Below are 16,875 nucleotides of genomic sequence, written 5' to 3'. Positions count from 1 at the left end.
TTTTTTTTTTTTTTTTTTTTTTTTTTTTTTTTTTTTTTTTTTTTTTTTTTTTTTTTTTTTTTTTTTTTTTTTTTTTTTTTTTTTTTTTTTTTTTTTTTTTTTTTTTTTTTTTTTTTTTTTTTTTTTTTTTTTTTTTTTTTTTTTTTTTTTTTTTTTTTTTTTTTTTTTTTTTTTTTTTTTTTTTTTTTTTTTTTTTTTTTTTTTTTTTTTTTTTTTTTTTTTTTTTTTTTTTTTTTTTTTTTTTTTTTTTTTTTTTTTTTTTTTTTTTTTTTTTTTTTTTTTTTTTTTTTTTTTTTTTTTTTTTTTTTTTTTTTTTTTTTTTTTTTTTTTTTTTTTTTTTTTTTTTTTTTTTTTTTTTTTTTTTTTTTTTTTTTTTTTTTTTTTTTTTTTTTTTTTTTTTTTTTTTTTTTTTTTTTTTTTTTTTTTTTTTTTTTTTTTTTTTTTTTTTTTTTTTTTTTTTTTTTTTTTTTTTTTTTTTTTTTTTTTTTTTTTTTTTTTTTTTTTTTTTTTTTTTTTTTTTTTTTTTTTTTTTTTTTTTTTTTTTTTTTTTTTTTTTTTTTTTTTTTTTTTTTTTTTTTTTTTTTTTTTTTTTTTTTTTTTTTTTTTTTTTTTTTTTTTTTTTTTTTTTTTTTTTTTTTTTTTTTTTTTTTTTTTTTTTTTTTTTTTTTTTTTTTTTTTTTTTTTTTTTTTTTTTTTTTTTTTTTTTTTTTTTTTTTTTTTTTTTTTTTTTTTTTTTTTTTTTTTTTTTTTTTTTTTTTTTTTTTTTTTTTTTTTTTTTTTTTTTTTTTTTTTTTTTTTTTTTTTTTTTTTTTTTTTTTTTTTTTTTTTTTTTTTTTTTTTTTTTTTTTTTTTTTTTTTTTTTTTTTTTTTTTTTTTTTTTTTTTTTTTTTTTTTTTTTTTTTTTTTTTTTTTTTTTTTTTTTTTTTTTTTTTTTTTTTTTTTTTTTTTTTTTTTTTTTTTTTTTTTTTTTTTTTTTTTTTTTTTTTTTTTTTTTTTTTTTTTTTTTTTTTTTTTTTTTTTTTTTTTTTTTTTTTTTTTTTTTTTTTTTTTTTTTTTTTTTTTTTTTTTTTTTTTTTTTTTTTTTTTTTTTTTTTTTTTTTTTTTTTTTTTTTTTTTTTTTTTTTTTTTTTTTTTTTTTTTTTTTTTTTTTTTTTTTTTTTTTTTTTTTTTTTTTTTTTTTTTTTTTTTTTTTTTTTTTTTTTTTTTTTTTTTTTTTTTTTTTTTTTTTTTTTTTTTTTTTTTTTTTTTTTTTTTTTTTTTTTTTTTTTTTTTTTTTTTTTTTTTTTTTTTTTTTTTTTTTTTTTTTTTTTTTTTTTTTTTTTTTTTTTTTTTTTTTTTTTTTTTTTTTTTTTTTTTTTTTTTTTTTTTTTTTTTTTTTTTTTTTTTTTTTTTTTTTTTTTTTTTTTTTTTTTTTTTTTTTTTTTTTTTTTTTTTTTTTTTTTTTTTTTTTTTTTTTTTTTTTTTTTTTTTTTTTTTTTTTTTTTTTTTTTTTTTTTTTTTTTTTTTTTTTTTTTTTTTTTTTTTTTTTTTTTTTTTTTTTTTTTTTTTTTTTTTTTTTTTTTTTTTTTTTTTTTTTTTTTTTTTTTTTTTTTTTTTTTTTTTTTTTTTTTTTTTTTTTTTTTTTTTTTTTTTTTTTTTTTTTTTTTTTTTTTTTTTTTTTTTTTTTTTTTTTTTTTTTTTTTTTTTTTTTTTTTTTTTTTTTTTTTTTTTTTTTTTTTTTTTTTTTTTTTTTTTTTTTTTTTTTTTTTTTTTTTTTTTTTTTTTTTTTTTTTTTTTTTTTTTTTTTTTTTTTTTTTTTTTTTTTTTTTTTTTTTTTTTTTTTTTTTTTTTTTTTTTTTTTTTTTTTTTTTTTTTTTTTTTTTTTTTTTTTTTTTTTTTTTTTTTTTTTTTTTTTTTTTTTTTTTTTTTTTTTTTTTTTTTTTTTTTTTTTTTTTTTTTTTTTTTTTTTTTTTTTTTTTTTTTTTTTTTTTTTTTTTTTTTTTTTTTTTTTTTTTTTTTTTTTTTTTTTTTTTTTTTTTTTTTTTTTTTTTTTTTTTTTTTTTTTTTTTTTTTTTTTTTTTTTTTTTTTTTTTTTTTTTTTTTTTTTTTTTTTTTTTTTTTTTTTTTTTTTTTTTTTTTTTTTTTTTTTTTTTTTTTTTTTTTTTTTTTTTTTTTTTTTTTTTTTTTTTTTTTTTTTTTTTTTTTTTTTTTTTTTTTTTTTTTTTTTTTTTTTTTTTTTTTTTTTTTTTTTTTTTTTTTTTTTTTTTTTTTTTTTTTTTTTTTTTTTTTTTTTTTTTTTTTTTTTTTTTTTTTTTTTTTTTTTTTTTTTTTTTTTTTTTTTTTTTTTTTTTTTTTTTTTTTTTTTTTTTTTTTTTTTTTTTTTTTTTTTTTTTTTTTTTTTTTTTTTTTTTTTTTTTTTTTTTTTTTTTTTTTTTTTTTTTTTTTTTTTTTTTTTTTTTTTTTTTTTTTTTTTTTTTTTTTTTTTTTTTTTTTTTTTTTTTTTTTTTTTTTTTTTTTTTTTTTTTTTTTTTTTTTTTTTTTTTTTTTTTTTTTTTTTTTTTTTTTTTTTTTTTTTTTTTTTTTTTTTTTTTTTTTTTTTTTTTTTTTTTTTTTTTTTTTTTTTTTTTTTTTTTTTTTTTTTTTTTTTTTTTTTTTTTTTTTTTTTTTTTTTTTTTTTTTTTTTTTTTTTTTTTTTTTTTTTTTTTTTTTTTTTTTTTTTTTTTTTTTTTTTTTTTTTTTTTTTTTTTTTTTTTTTTTTTTTTTTTTTTTTTTTTTTTTTTTTTTTTTTTTTTTTTTTTTTTTTTTTTTTTTTTTTTTTTTTTTTTTTTTTTTTTTTTTTTTTTTTTTTTTTTTTTTTTTTTTTTTTTTTTTTTTTTTTTTTTTTTTTTTTTTTTTTTTTTTTTTTTTTTTTTTTTTTTTTTTTTTTTTTTTTTTTTTTTTTTTTTTTTTTTTTTTTTTTTTTTTTTTTTTTTTTTTTTTTTTTTTTTTTTTTTTTTTTTTTTTTTTTTTTTTTTTTTTTTTTTTTTTTTTTTTTTTTTTTTTTTTTTTTTTTTTTTTTTTTTTTTTTTTTTTTTTTTTTTTTTTTTTTTTTTTTTTTTTTTTTTTTTTTTTTTTTTTTTTTTTTTTTTTTTTTTTTTTTTTTTTTTTTTTTTTTTTTTTTTTTTTTTTTTTTTTTTTTTTTTTTTTTTTTTTTTTTTTTTTTTTTTTTTTTTTTTTTTTTTTTTTTTTTTTTTTTTTTTTTTTTTTTTTTTTTTTTTTTTTTTTTTTTTTTTTTTTTTTTTTTTTTTTTTTTTTTTTTTTTTTTTTTTTTTTTTTTTTTTTTTTTTTTTTTTTTTTTTTTTTTTTTTTTTTTTTTTTTTTTTTTTTTTTTTTTTTTTTTTTTTTTTTTTTTTTTTTTTTTTTTTTTTTTTTTTTTTTTTATTTTTTTTTTTTTTTTTTTTTTTTTTTTTTTTTTTTTTTTTTTTTTTTTTTTTTTTTTTTTTTTTTTTTTTTTTTTTTTTTTTTTTTTTTTTTTTTTTTTTTTTTTTTTTTTTTTTTTTTTTTTTTTTTTTTTTTTTTTTTTTTTTTTTTTTTTTTTTTTTTTTTTTTTTTTTTTTTTTTTTTTTTTTTTTTTTTTTTTTTTTTTTTTTTTTTTTTTTTTTTTTTTTTTTTTTTTTTTTTTTTTTTTTTTTTTTTTTTTTTTTTTTTTTTTTTTTTTTTTTTTTTTTTTTTTTTTTTTTTTTTTTTTTTTTTTTTTTTTTTTTTTTTTTTTTTTTTTTTTTTTTTTTTTTTTTTTTTTTTTTTTTTTTTTTTTTTTTTTTTTTTTTTTTTTTTTTTTTTTTTTTTTTTTTTTTTTTTTTTTTTTTTTTTTTTTTTTTTTTTTTTTTTTTTTTTTTTTTTTTTTTTTTTTTTTTTTTTTTTTTTTTTTTTTTTTTTTTTTTTTTTTTTTTTTTTTTTTTTTTTTTTTTTTTTTTTTTTTTTTTTTTTTTTTTTTTTTTTTTTTTTTTTTTTTTTTTTTTTTTTTTTTTTTTTTTTTTTTTTTTTTTTTTTTTTTTTTTTTTTTTTTTTTTTTTTTTTTTTTTTTTTTTTTTTTTTTTTTTTTTTTTTTTTTTTTTTTTTTTTTTTTTTTTTTTTTTTTTTTTTTTTTTTTTTTTTTTTTTTTTTTTTTTTTTTTTTTTTTTTTTTTTTTTTTTTTTTTTTTTTTTTTTTTTTTTTTTTTTTTTTTTTTTTTTTTTTTTTTTTTTTTTTTTTTTTTTTTTTTTTTTTTTTTTTTTTTTTTTTTTTTTTTTTTTTTTTTTTTTTTTTTTTTTTTTTTTTTTTTTTTTTTTTTTTTTTTTTTTTTTTTTTTTTTTTTTTTTTTTTTTTTTTTTTTTTTTTTTTTTTTTTTTTTTTTTTTTTTTTTTTTTTTTTTTTTTTTTTTTTTTTTTTTTTTTTTTTTTTTTTTTTTTTTTTTTTTTTTTTTTTTTTTTTTTTTTTTTTTTTTTTTTTTTTTTTTTTTTTTTTTTTTTTTTTTTTTTTTTTTTTTTTTTTTTTTTTTTTTTTTTTTTTTTTTTTTTTTTTTTTTTTTTTTTTTTTTTTTTTTTTTTTTTTTTTTTTTTTTTTTTTTTTTTTTTTTTTTTTTTTTTTTTTTTTTTTTTTTTTTTTTTTTTTTTTTTTTTTTTTTTTTTTTTTTTTTTTTTTTTTTTTTTTTTTTTTTTTTTTTTTTTTTTTTTTTTTTTTTTTTTTTTTTTTTTTTTTTTTTTTTTTTTTTTTTTTTTTTTTTTTTTTTTTTTTTTTTTTTTTTTTTTTTTTTTTTTTTTTTTTTTTTTTTTTTTTTTTTTTTTTTTTTTTTTTTTTTTTTTTTTTTTTTTTTTTTTTTTTTTTTTTTTTTTTTTTTTTTTTTTTTTTTTTTTTTTTTTTTTTTTTTTTTTTTTTTTTTTTTTTTTTTTTTTTTTTTTTTTTTTTTTTTTTTTTTTTTTTTTTTTTTTTTTTTTTTTTTTTTTTTTTTTTTTTTTTTTTTTTTTTTTTTTTTTTTTTTTTTTTTTTTTTTTTTTTTTTTTTTTTTTTTTTTTTTTTTTTTTTTTTTTTTTTTTTTTTTTTTTTTTTTTTTTTTTTTTTTTTTTTTTTTTTTTTTTTTTTTTTTTTTTTTTTTTTTTTTTTTTTTTTTTTTTTTTTTTTTTTTTTTTTTTTTTTTTTTTTTTTTTTTTTTTTTTTTTTTTTTTTTTTTTTTTTTTTTTTTTTTTTTTTTTTTTTTTTTTTTTTTTTTTTTTTTTTTTTTTTTTTTTTTTTTTTTTTTTTTTTTTTTTTTTTTTTTTTTTTTTTTTTTTTTTTTTTTTTTTTTTTTTTTTTTTTTTTTTTTTTTTTTTTTTTTTTTTTTTTTTTTTTTTTTTTTTTTTTTTTTTTTTTTTTTTTTTTTTTTTTTTTTTTTTTTTTTTTTTTTTTTTTTTTTTTTTTTTTTTTTTTTTTTTTTTTTTTTTTTTTTTTTTTTTTTTTTTTTTTTTTTTTTTTTTTTTTTTTTTTTTTTTTTTTTTTTTTTTTTTTTTTTTTTTTTTTTTTTTTTTTTTTTTTTTTTTTTTTTTTTTTTTTTTTTTTTTTTTTTTTTTTTTTTTTTTTTTTTTTTTTTTTTTTTTTTTTTTTTTTTTTTTTTTTTTTTTTTTTTTTTTTTTTTTTTTTTTTTTTTTTTTTTTTTTTTTTTTTTTTTTTTTTTTTTTTTTTTTTTTTTTTTTTTTTTTTTTTTTTTTTTTTTTTTTTTTTTTTTTTTTTTTTTTTTTTTTTTTTTTTTTTTTTTTTTTTTTTTTTTTTTTTTTTTTTTTTTTTTTTTTTTTTTTTTTTTTTTTTTTTTTTTTTTTTTTTTTTTTTTTTTTTTTTTTTTTTTTTTTTTTTTTTTTTTTTTTTTTTTTTTTTTTTTTTTTTTTTTTTTTTTTTTTTTTTTTTTTTTTTTTTTTTTTTTTTTTTTTTTTTTTTTTTTTTTTTTTTTTTTTTTTTTTTTTTTTTTTTTTTTTTTTTTTTTTTTTTTTTTTTTTTTTTTTTTTTTTTTTTTTTTTTTTTTTTTTTTTTTTTTTTTTTTTTTTTTTTTTTTTTTTTTTTTTTTTTTTTTTTTTTTTTTTTTTTTTTTTTTTTTTTTTTTTTTTTTTTTTTTTTTTTTTTTTTTTTTTTTTTTTTTTTTTTTTTTTTTTTTTTTTTTTTTTTTTTTTTTTTTTTTTTTTTTTTTTTTTTTTATTTTTTTTTTTTTTTTTTTTTTTTTTTTTTTTTTTTTTTTTTTTTTTTTTTTTTTTTTTTTTTTTTTTTTTTTTTTTTTTTTTTTTTTTTTTTTTTTTTTTTTTTTTTTTTTTTTTTTTTTTTTTTTTTTTTTTTTTTTTTTTTTTTTTTTTTTTTTTTTTTTTTTTTTTTTTTTTTTTTTTTTTTTTTTTTTTTTTTTTTTTTTTTTTTTTTTTTTTTTTTTTTTTTTTTTTTTTTTTTTTTTTTTTTTTTTTTTTTTTTTTTTTTTTTTTTTTTTTTTTTTTTTTTTTTTTTTTTTTTTTTTTTTTTTTTTTTTTTTTTTTTTTTTTTTTTTTTTTTTTTTTTTTTTTTTTTTTTTTTTTTTTTTTTTTTTTTTTTTTTTTTTTTTTTTTTTTTTTTTTTTTTTTTTTTTTTTTTTTTTTTTTTTTTTTTTTTTTTTTTTTTTTTTTTTTTTTTTTTTTTTTTTTTTTTTTTTTTTTTTTTTTTTTTTTTTTTTTTTTTTTTTTTTTTTTTTTTTTTTTTTTTTTTTTTTTTTTTTTTTTTTTTTTTTTTTTTTTTTTTTTTTTTTTTTTTTTTTTTTTTTTTTTTTTTTTTTTTTTTTTTTTTTTTTTTTTTTTTTTTTTTTTTTTTTTTTTTTTTTTTTTTTTTTTTTTTTTTTTTTTTTTTTTTTTTTTTTTTTTTTTTTTTTTTTTTTTTTTTTTTTTTTTTTTTTTTTTTTTTTTTTTTTTTTTTTTTTTTTTTTTTTTTTTTTTTTTTTTTTTTTTTTTTTTTTTTTTTTTTTTTTTTTTTTTTTTTTTTTTTTTTTTTTTTTTTTTTTTTTTTTTTTTTTTTTTTTTTTTTTTTTTTTTTTTTTTTTTTTTTTTTTTTTTTTTTTTTTTTTTTTTTTTTTTTTTTTTTTTTTTTTTTTTTTTTTTTTTTTTTTTTTTTTTTTTTTTTTTTTTTTTTTTTTTTTTTTTTTTTTTTTTTTTTTTTTTTTTTTTTTTTTTTTTTTTTTTTTTTTTTTTTTTTTTTTTTTTTTTTTTTTTTTTTTTTTTTTTTTTTTTTTTTTTTTTTTTTTTTTTTTTTTTTTTTTTTTTTTTTTTTTTTTTTTTTTTTTTTTTTTTTTTTTTTTTTTTTTTTTTTTTTTTTTTTTTTTTTTTTTTTTTTTTTTTTTTTTTTTTTTTTTTTTTTTTTTTTTTTTTTTTTTTTTTTTTTTTTTTTTTTTTTTTTTTTTTTTTTTTTTTTTTTTTTTTTTTTTTTTTTTTTTTTTTTTTTTTTTTTTTTTTTTTTTTTTTTTTTTTTTTTTTTTTTTTTTTTTTTTTTTTTTTTTTTTTTTTTTTTTTTTTTTTTTTTTTTTTTTTTTTTTTTTTTTTTTTTTTTTTTTTTTTTTTTTTTTTTTTTTTTTTTTTTTTTTTTTTTTTTTTTTTTTTTTTTTTTTTTTTTTTTTTTTTTTTTTTTTTTTTTTTTTTTTTTTTTTTTTTTTTTTTTTTTTTTTTTTTTTTTTTTTTTTTTTTTTTTTTTTTTTTTTTTTTTTTTTTTTTTTTTTTTTTTTTTTTTTTTTTTTTTTTTTTTTTTTTTTTTTTTTTTTTTTTTTTTTTTTTTTTTTTTTTTTTTTTTTTTTTTTTTTTTTTTTTTTTTTTTTTTTTTTTTTTTTTTTTTTTTTTTTTTTTTTTTTTTTTTTTTTTTTTTTTTTTTTTTTTTTTTTTTTTTTTTTTTTTTTTTTTTTTTTTTTTTTTTTTTTTTTTTTTTTTTTTTTTTTTTTTTTTTTTTTTTTTTTTTTTTTTTTTTTTTTTTTTTTTTTTTTTTTTTTTTTTTTTTTTTTTTTTTTTTTTTTTTTTTTTTTTTTTTTTTTTTTTTTTTTTTTTTTTTTTTTTTTTTTTTTTTTTTTTTTTTTTTTTTTTTTTTTTTTTTTTTTTTTTTTTTTTTTTTTTTTTTTTTTTTTTTTTTTTTTTTTTTTTTTTTTTTTTTTTTTTTTTTTTTTTTTTTTTTTTTTTTTTTTTTTTTTTTTTTTTTTTTTTTTTTTTTTTTTTTTTTTTTTTTTTTTTTTTTTTTTTTTTTTTTTTTTTTTTTTTTTTTTTTTTTTTTTTTTTTTTTTTTTTTTTTTTTTTTTTTTTTTTTTTTTTTTTTTTTTTTTTTTTTTTTTTTTTTTTTTTTTTTTTTTTTTTTTTTTTTTTTTTTTTTTTTTTTTTTTTTTTTTTTTTTTTTTTTTTTTTTTTTTTTTTTTTTTTTTTTTTTTTTTTTTTTTTTTTTTTTTTTTTTTTTTTTTTTTTTTTTTTTTTTTTTTTTTTTTTTTTTTTTTTTTTTTTTTTTTTTTTTTTTTTTTTTTTTTTTTTTTTTTTTTTTTTTTTTTTTTTTTTTTTTTTTTTTTTTTTTTTTTTTTTTTTTTTTTTTTTTTTTTTTTTTTTTTTTTTTTTTTTTTTTTTTTTTTTTTTTTTTTTTTTTTTTTTTTTTTTTTTTTTTTTTTTTTTTTTTTTTTTTTTTTTTTTTTTTTTTTTTTTTTTTTTTTTTTTTTTTTTTTTTTTTTTTTTTTTTTTTTTTTTTTTTTTTTTTTTTTTTTTTTTTTTTTTTTTTTTTTTTTTTTTTTTTTTTTTTTTTTTTTTTTTTTTTTTTTTTTTTTTTTTTTTTTTTTTTTTTTTTTTTTTTTTTTTTTTTTTTTTTTTTTTTTTTTTTTTTTTTTTTTTTTTTTTTTTTTTTTTTTTTTTTTTTTTTTTTTTTTTTTTTTTTTTTTTTTTTTTTTTTTTTTTTTTTTTTTTTTTTTTTTTTTTTTTTTTTTTTTTTTTTTTTTTTTTTTTTTTTTTTTTTTTTTTTTTTTTTTTTTTTTTTTTTTTTTTTTTTTTTTTTTTTTTTTTTTTTTTTTTTTTTTTTTTTTTTTTTTTTTTTTTTTTTTTTTTTTTTTTTTTTTTTTTTTTTTTTTTTTTTTTTTTTTTTTTTTTTTTTTTTTTTTTTTTTTTTTTTTTTTTTTTTTTTTTTTTTTTTTTTTTTTTTTTTTTTTTTTTTTTTTTTTTTTTTTTTTTTTTTTTTTTTTTTTTTTTTTTTTTTTTTTTTTTTTTTTTTTTTTTTTTTTTTTTTTTTTTTTTTTTTTTTTTTTTTTTTTTTTTTTTTTTTTTTTTTTTTTTTTTTTTTTTTTTTTTTTTTTTTTTTTTTTTTTTTTTTTTTTTTTTTTTTTTTTTTTTTTTTTTTTTTTTTTTTTTTTTTTTTTTTTTTTTTTTTTTTTTTTTTTTTTTTTTTTTTTTTTTTTTTTTTTTTTTTTTTTTATTTTTTTTTTTTTTTTTTTTTTTTTTTTTTTTTTTTTTTTTTTTTTTTTTTTTTTTTTTTTTTTTTTTTTTTTTTTTTTTTTTTTTTTTTTTTTTTTTTTTTTTTTTTTTTTTTTTTTTTTTTTTTTTTTTTTTTTTTTTTTTTTTTTTTTTTTTTTTTTTTTTTTTTTTTTTTTTTTTTTTTTTTTTTTTTTTTTTTTTTTTTTTTTTTTTTTTTTTTTTTTTTTTTTTTTTTTTTTTTTTTTTTTTTTTTTTTTTTTTTTTTTTTTTTTTTTTTTTTTTTTTTTTTTTTTTTTTTTTTTTTTTTTTTTTTTTTTTTTTTTTTTTTTTTTTTTTTTTTTTTTTTTTTTTTTTTTTTTTTTTTTTTTTTTTTTTTTTTTTTTTTTTTTTTTTTTTTTTTTTTTTTTTTTTTTTTTTTTTTTTTTTTTTTTTTTTTTTTTTTTTTTTTTTTTTTTTTTTTTTTTTTTTTTTTTTTTTTTTTTTTTTTTTTTTTTTTTTTTTTTTTTTTTTTTTTTTTTTTTTTTTTTTTTTTTTTTTTTTTTTTTTTTTTTTTTTTTTTTTTTTTTTTTTTTTTTTTTTTTTTTTTTTTTTTTTTTTTTTTTTTTATTTTTTTTTTTTTTTTTTTTTTTTTTTTTTTTTTTTTTTTTTTTTTTTTTTTTTTTTTTTTTTTTTTTTTTTTTTTTTTTTTTTTTTTTTTTTTTTTTTTTTTTTTTTTTTTTTTTTTTTTTTTTTTTTTTTTTTTTTTTTTTTTTTTTTTTTTTTTTTTTTTTTTTTTTTTTTTTTTTTTTTTTTTTTTTTTTTTTTTTTTTTTTTTTTTTTTTTTTTTTTTTTTTTTTTTTTTTTTTTTTTTTTTTTTTTTTTTTTTTTTTTTTTTTTTTTTTTTTTTTTTTTTTTTTTTTTTTTTTTTTTTTTTTTTTTTTTTTTTTTTTTTTTTTTTTTTTTTTTTTTTTTTTTTTTTTTTTTTTTTTTTTTTTTTTTTTTTTTTTTTTTTTTTTTTTTTTTTTTTTTTTTTTTTTTTTTTTTTTTTTTTTTTTTTTTTTTTTTTTTTTTTTTTTTTTTTTTTTTTTTTTTTTTTTTTTTTTTTTTTTTTTTTTTTTTTTTTTTTTTTTTTTTTTTTTTTTTTTTTTTTTTTTTTTTTTTTTTTTTTTTTTTTTTTTTTTTTTTTTTTTTTTTTTTTTTTTTTTTTTTTTTTTTTTTTTTTTTTTTTTTTTTTTTTTTTTTTTTTTTTTTTTTTTTTTTTTTTTTTTTTTTTTTTTTTTTTTTTTTTTTTTTTTTTTTTTTTTTTTTTTTTTTTTTTTTTTTTTTTTTTTTTTTTTTTTTTTTTTTTTTTTTTTTTTTTTTTTTTTTTTTTTTTTTTTTTTTTTTTTTTTTTTTTTTTTTTTTTTTTTTTTTTTTTTTTTTTTTTTTTTTTTTTTTTTTTTTTTTTTTTTTTTTTTTTTTTTTTTTTTTTTTTTTTTTTTTTTTTTTTTTTTTTTTTTTTTTTTTTTTTTTTTTTTTTTTTTTTTTTTTTTTTTTTTTTTTTTTTTTTTTTTTTTTTTTTTTTTTTTTTTTTTTTTTTTTTTTTTTTTTTTTTTTTTTTTTTTTTTTTTTTTTTTTTTTTTTTTTTTTTTTTTTTTTTTTTTTTTTTTTTTTTTTTTTTTTTTTTTTTTTTTTTTTTTTTTTTTTTTTTTTTTTTTTTTTTTTTTTTTTTTTTTTTTTTTTTTTTTTTTTTTTTTTTTTTTTTTTTTTTTTTTTTTTTTTTTTTTTTTTTTTTTTTTTTTTTTTTTTTTTTTTTTTTTTTTTTTTTTTTTTTTTTTTTTTTTTTTTTTTTTTTTTTTTTTTTTTTTTTTTTTTTTTTTTTTTTTTTTTTTTTTTTTTTTTTTTTTTTTTTTTTTTTTTTTATTTTTTTTTTTTTTTTTTTTTTTTTTTTTTTTTTTTTTTTTTTTTTTTTTTTTTTTTTTTTTTTTTTTTTTTTTTTTTTTTTTTTTTTTTTTTTTTTTTTTTTTTTTTTTTTTTTTTTTTTTTTTTTTTTTTTTTTTTTTTTTTTTTTTTTTTTTTTTTTTTTTTTTTTTTTTTTTTTTTTTTTTTTTTTTTTTTTTTTTTTTTTTTTTTTTTTTTTTTTTTTTTTTTTTTTTTTTTTTTTTTTTTTTTTTTTTTTTTTTTTTTTTTTTTTTTTTTTTTTTTTTTTTTTTTTTTTTTTTTTTTTTTTTTTTTTTTTTTTTTTTTTTTTTTTTTTTTTTTTTTTTTTTTTTTTTTTTTTTTTTTTTTTTTTTTTTTTTTTTTTTTTTTTTTTTTTTTTTTTTTTTTTTTTTTTTTTTTTTTTTTTTTTTTTTTTTTTTTTTTTTTTTTTTTTTTTTTTTTTTTTTTTTTTTTTTTTTTTTTTTTTTTTTTTTTTTTTTTTTTTTTTTTTTTTTTTTTTTTTTTTTTTTTTTTTTTTTTTTTTTTTTTTTTTTTTTTTTTTTTTTTTTTTTTTTTTTTTTTTTTTTTTTTTTTTTTTTTTTTTTTTTTTTTTTTTTTTTTTTTTTTTTTTTTTTTTTTTTTTTTTTTTTTTTTTTTTTTTTTTTTTTTTTTTTTTTTTTTTTTTTTTTTTTTTTTTTTTTTTTTTTTTTTTTTTTTTTTTTTTTTTTTTTTTTTTTTTTTTTTTTTTTTTTTTTTTTTTTTTTTTTTTTTTTTTTTTTTTTTTTTTTTTTTTTTTTTTTTTTTTTTTTTTTTTTTTTTTTTTTTTTTTTTTTTTTTTTTTTTTTTTTTTTTTTTTTTTTTTTTTTTTTTTTTTTTATTTTTTTTTTTTTTTTTTTTTTTTTTTTTTTTTTTTTTTTTTTTTTTTTTTTTTTTTTTTTTTTTTTTTTTTTTTTTTTTTTTTTTTTTTTTTTTTTTTTTTTTTTTTTTTTTTTTTTTTTTTTTTTTTTTTTTTTTTTTTTTTTTTTTTTTTTTTTTTTTTTTTTTTTTTTTTTTTTTTTTTTTTTTTTTTTTTTTTTTTTTTTTTTTTTTTTTTTTTTTTTTTTTTTTTTTTTTTTTTTTTTTTTTTTTTTTTTTTTTTTTTTTTTTTTTTTTTTTTTTTTTTTTTTTTTTTTTTTTTTTTTTTTTTTTTTTTTTTTTTTTTTTTTTTTTTTTTTTTTTTTTTTTTTTTTTTTTTTTTTTTTTTTTTTTTTTTTTTTTTTTTTTTTTTTTTTTTTTTTTTTTTTTTTTTTATTTTTTTTTTTTTTTTTTTTTTTTTTTTTTTTTTTTTTTTTTTTTTTTTTTTTTTTTTTTTTTTTTTTTTTTTTTTTTTTTTTTTTTTTTTTTTTTTTTTTTTTTTTTTTTTTTTTTTTTTTTTATTTTTTTTTTTTTTTTTTTTTTTTTTTTTTTTTTTTTTTTTTTTTTTTTTTTTTTTTTTTTTTTTTTTTTTTTTTTTTTTTTTTTTTTTTTTTTTTTTTTTTTTTTTTTTTTTTTTTTTTTTTTTTTTTTTTTTTTTTTTTTTTTTTTTTTTTTTTTTTTTTTTTTTTTTTTTTTTTTTTTTTTTTTTTTTTTTTTTTTTTTTTTTTTTTTTTTTTTTTTTTTTTTTTTTTTTTTTTTTTTTTTTTTTTTTTTTTTTTTTTTTTTTTTTTTTTTTTTTTTTTTTTTTTTTTTTTTTTTTTTTTTTTTTTTTTTTTTTTTTTTTTTTTTTTTTTTTTTTTTTTTTTTTTTTTTTTTTTTTTTTTTTTTTTTTTTTTTTTTTTTTTTTTTTTTTTTTTTTTTTTTTTTTTTTTTTTTTTTTTTTTTTTTTTTTTTTTTTTTTTTTTTTTTTTTTTTTTTTTTTTTTTTTTTTTTTTTTTTTTTTTTTTTTTTTTTTTTTTTTTTTTTTTTTTTTTTTTTTTTTTTTTTTTTTTTTTTTTTTTTTTTTTTTTTTTTTTTTTTTTTTTTTTTTTTTTTTTTTTTTTTTTTTTTTTTTTTTTTTTTTTTTTTTTTTTTTTTTTTTTTTTTTTTTTTTTTTTTTTTTTTTTTTTTTTTTTTTTTTTTTTTTTTTTTTTTTTTTTTTTTTTTTTTTTTTTTTTTTTTTTTTTTTTTTTTTTTTTTTTTTTTTTTTTTTTTTTTTTTTTTTTTTTTTTTTTTTTTTTTTTTTTTTTTTTTTTTTTTTTTTTTTTTTTTTTTTTTTTTTTTTTTTTTTTTTTTTTTTTTTTTTTTTTTTTTTTTTTTTTTTTTTTTTTTTTTTTTTTTTTTTTTTTTTTTTTTTTTTTTTTTTTTTTTTTTTTTTTTTTTTTTTTTTTTTTTTTTTTTTTTTTTTTTTTTTTTTTTTTTTTTTTTTTTTTTTTTTTTTTTTTTTTTTTTTTTTTTTTTTTTTTTTTTTTTTTTTTTTTTTTTTTTTTTTTTTTTTTTTTTTTTTTTTTTTTTTTTTTTTTTTTTTTTTTTTTTTTTTTTTTTTTTTTTTTTTTTTTTTTTTTTTTTTTTTTTTTTTTTTTTTTTTTTTTTTTTTTTTTTTTTTTTTTTTTTTTTTTTTTTTTTTTTTTTTTTTTTTTTTTTTTTTTTTTTTTTTTTTTTTTTTTTTTTTTTTTTTTTTTTTTTTTTTTTTTTTTTTTTTTTTTTTTTTTTTTTTTTTTTTTTTTTTTTTTTTTTTTTTTTTTTTTTTTTTTTTTTTTTTTTTTTTTTTTTTTTTTTTTTTTTTTTTTTTTTTTTTTTTTTTTTTTTTTTTTTTTTTTTTTTTTTTTTTTTTTTTTTTTTTTTTTTTTTTTTTTTTTTTTTTTTTTTTTTTTTTTTTTTTTTTTTTTTTTTTTTTTTTTTTTTTTTTTTTTTTTTTTTTTTTTTTTTTTTTTTTTTTTTTTTTTTTTTTTTTTTTTTTTTTTTTTTTTTTTTTTTTTTTTTTTTTTTTTTTTTTTTTTTTTTTTTTTTTTTTTTTATTTTTTTTTTTTTTTTTTTTTTTTTTTTTTTTTTTTTTTTTTTTTTTTTTTTTTTTTTTTTTTTTTTTTTTTTTTTTTTTTTTTTTTTTTTTTTTTTTTTTTTTTTTTTTTTTTTTTTTTTTTTTTTTTTTTTTTTTTTTTTTTTTTTTTTTTTTTTTTTTTTTTTTTTTTTTTTTTTTTTTTTTTTTTTTTTTTTTTTTTTTTTTTTTTTTTTTTTTTTTTTTTTTTTTTTTTTTTTTTTTTTTTTTTTTTTTTTTTTTTTTTTTTTTTTTTTTTTTTTTTTTTTTTTTTTTTTTTTTTTTTTTTTTTTTTTTTTTTTTTTTTTTTTTTTTTTTTTTTTTTTTTTTTTTTTTTTTTTTTTTTTTTTTTTTTTTTTTTTTTTTTTTTTTTTTTTTTTTTTTTTTTTTTTTTTTTTTTTTTTTTTTTTTTTTTTTTTTTTTTTTTTTTTTTTTTTTTTTTTTTTTTTTTTTTTTTTTTTTTTTTTTTTTTTTTTTTTTTTTTTTTTTTTTTTTTTTTTTTTTTTTTTTTTTTTTTTTTTTTTTTTTTTTTTTTTTTTTTTTTTTTTTTTTTTTTTTTTTTTTTTTTTTTTTTTTTTTTTTTTTTTTTTTTTTTTTTTTTTTTTTTTTTTTTTTTTTTTTTTTTTTTTTTTTTTTTTTTTTTTTTTTTTTTTTTTTTTTTTTTTTTTTTTTTTTTTTTTTTTTTTTTTTTTTTTTTTTTTTTTTTTTTTTTTTTTTTTTTTTTTTTTTTTTTTTTTTTTTTTTTTTTTTTTTTTTTTTTTTTTTTTTTTTTTTTTTTTTTTTTTTTTTTTTTTTTTTTTTTTTTTTTTTTTTTTTTTTTTTTTTTTTTTTTTTTTTTTTTTTTTTTTTTTTTTTTTTTTTTTTTTTTTTTTTTTTTTTTTTTTTTTTTTTTTTTTTTTTTTTTTTTTTTTTTTTTTTTTTTTTTTTTTTTTTTTTTTTTTTTTTTTTTTTTTTTTTTTTTTTTTTTTTTTTTTTTTTTTTTTTTTTTTTTTTTTTTTTTTTTTTTTTTTTTTTTTTTTTTTTTTTTTTTTTTTTTTTTTTTTTTTTTTTTTTTTTTTTTTTTTTTTTTTTTTTTTTTTTTTTTTTTTTTTTTTTTTTTTTTTTTTTTTTTTTTTTTTTTTTTTTTTTTTTTTTTTTTTTTTTTTTTTTTTTTTTTTTTTTTTTTTTTTTTTTTTTTTTTTTTTTTTTTTTTTTTTTTTTTTTTTTTTTTTTTTTTTTTTTTTTTTTTTTTTTTTTTTTTTTTTTTTTTTTTTTTTTTTTTTTTTTTTTTTTTTTTTTTTTTTTTTTTTTTTTTTTTTTTTTTTTTTTTTTTTTTTTTTTTTTTTTTTTTTTTTTTTTTTTTTTTTTTTTTTTTTTTTTTTTTTTTTTTTTTTTTTTTTTTTTTTTTTTTTTTTTTTTTTTTTTTTTTTTTTTTTTTTTTTTTTTTTTTTTTTTTTTTTTTTTTTTTTTTTTTTTTTTTTTTTTTTTTTTTTTTTTTTTTTTTTTTTTTTTTTTTTTTTTTTTTTTTTTTTTTTTTTTTTTTTTTTTTTTTTTTTTTTTTTTTTTTTTTTTTTTTTTTTTTTTTTTTTTTTTTTTTTTTTTTTTTTTTTTTTTTTTTTTTTTTTTTTTTTTTTTTTTTTTTTTTTTTTTTTTTTTTTTTTTTTTTTTTTTTTTTTTTTTTTTTTTTTTTTTTTTTTTTTTTTTTTTTTTTTTTTTTTTTTTTTTTTTTTTTTTTTTTTTTTTTTTTTTTTTTTTTTTTTTTTTTTTTTTTTTTTTTTTTTTTTTTTTTTTTTTTTTTTTTTTTTTTTTTTTTTTTTTTTTTTTTTTTTTTTTTTTTTTTTTTTTTTTTTTTTTTTTTTTTTTTTTTTTTTTTTTTTTTTTTTTTTTTTTTTTTTTTTTTTTTTTTTTTTTTTTTTTTTTTTTTTTTTTTTTTTTTTTTTTTTTTTTTTTTTTTTTTTTTTTTTTTTTTTTTTTTTTTTTTTTTTTTTTTTTTTTTTTTTTTTTTTTTTTTTTTTTTTTTTTTTTTTTTTTTTTTTTTTTTTTTTTTTTTTTTTTTTTTTTTTTTTTTTTTTTTTTTTTTTTTTTTTTTTTTTTTTTTTTTTTTTTTTTTTTTTTTTTTTTTTTTTTTTTTTTTTTTTTTTTTTTTTTTTTTTTTTTTTTTTTTTTTTTTTTTTTTTTTTTTTTTTTTTTTTTTTTTTTTTTTTTTTTTTTTTTTTTTTTTTTTTTTTTTTTTTTTTTTTTTTTTTTTTTTTTTTTTTTTTTTTTTTTTTTTTTTTTTTTTTTTTTTTTTTTTTTTTTTTTTTTTTTTTTTTTTTTTTTTTTTTTTTTTTTTTTTTTTTTTTTTTTTTTTTTTTTTTTTTTTTTTTTTTTTTTTTTTTTTTTTTTTTTTTTTTTTTTTTTTTTTTTTTTTTTTTTTTTTTTTTTTTTTTTTTTTTTTTTTTTTTTTTTTTTTTTTTTTTTTTTTTTTTTTTTTTTTTTTTTTTTTTTTTTTTTTTTTTTTTTTTTTTTTTTTTTTTTTTTTTTTTTTTTTTTTTTTTTTTTTTTTTTTTTTTTTTTTTTTTTTTTTTTTTTTTTTTTTTTTTTTTTTTTTTTTTTTTTTTTTTTTTTTTTTTTTTTTTTTTTTTTTTTTTTTTTTTTTTTTTTTTTTTTTTTTTTTTTTTT

This window comes from Reinekea marina (genome assembly GCF_030409715.1).
GTDB lineage: Bacteria > Pseudomonadota > Gammaproteobacteria > Pseudomonadales > Natronospirillaceae > Reinekea > Reinekea marina.
Note: the sequence above shows the minus strand (reverse complement) of the source record.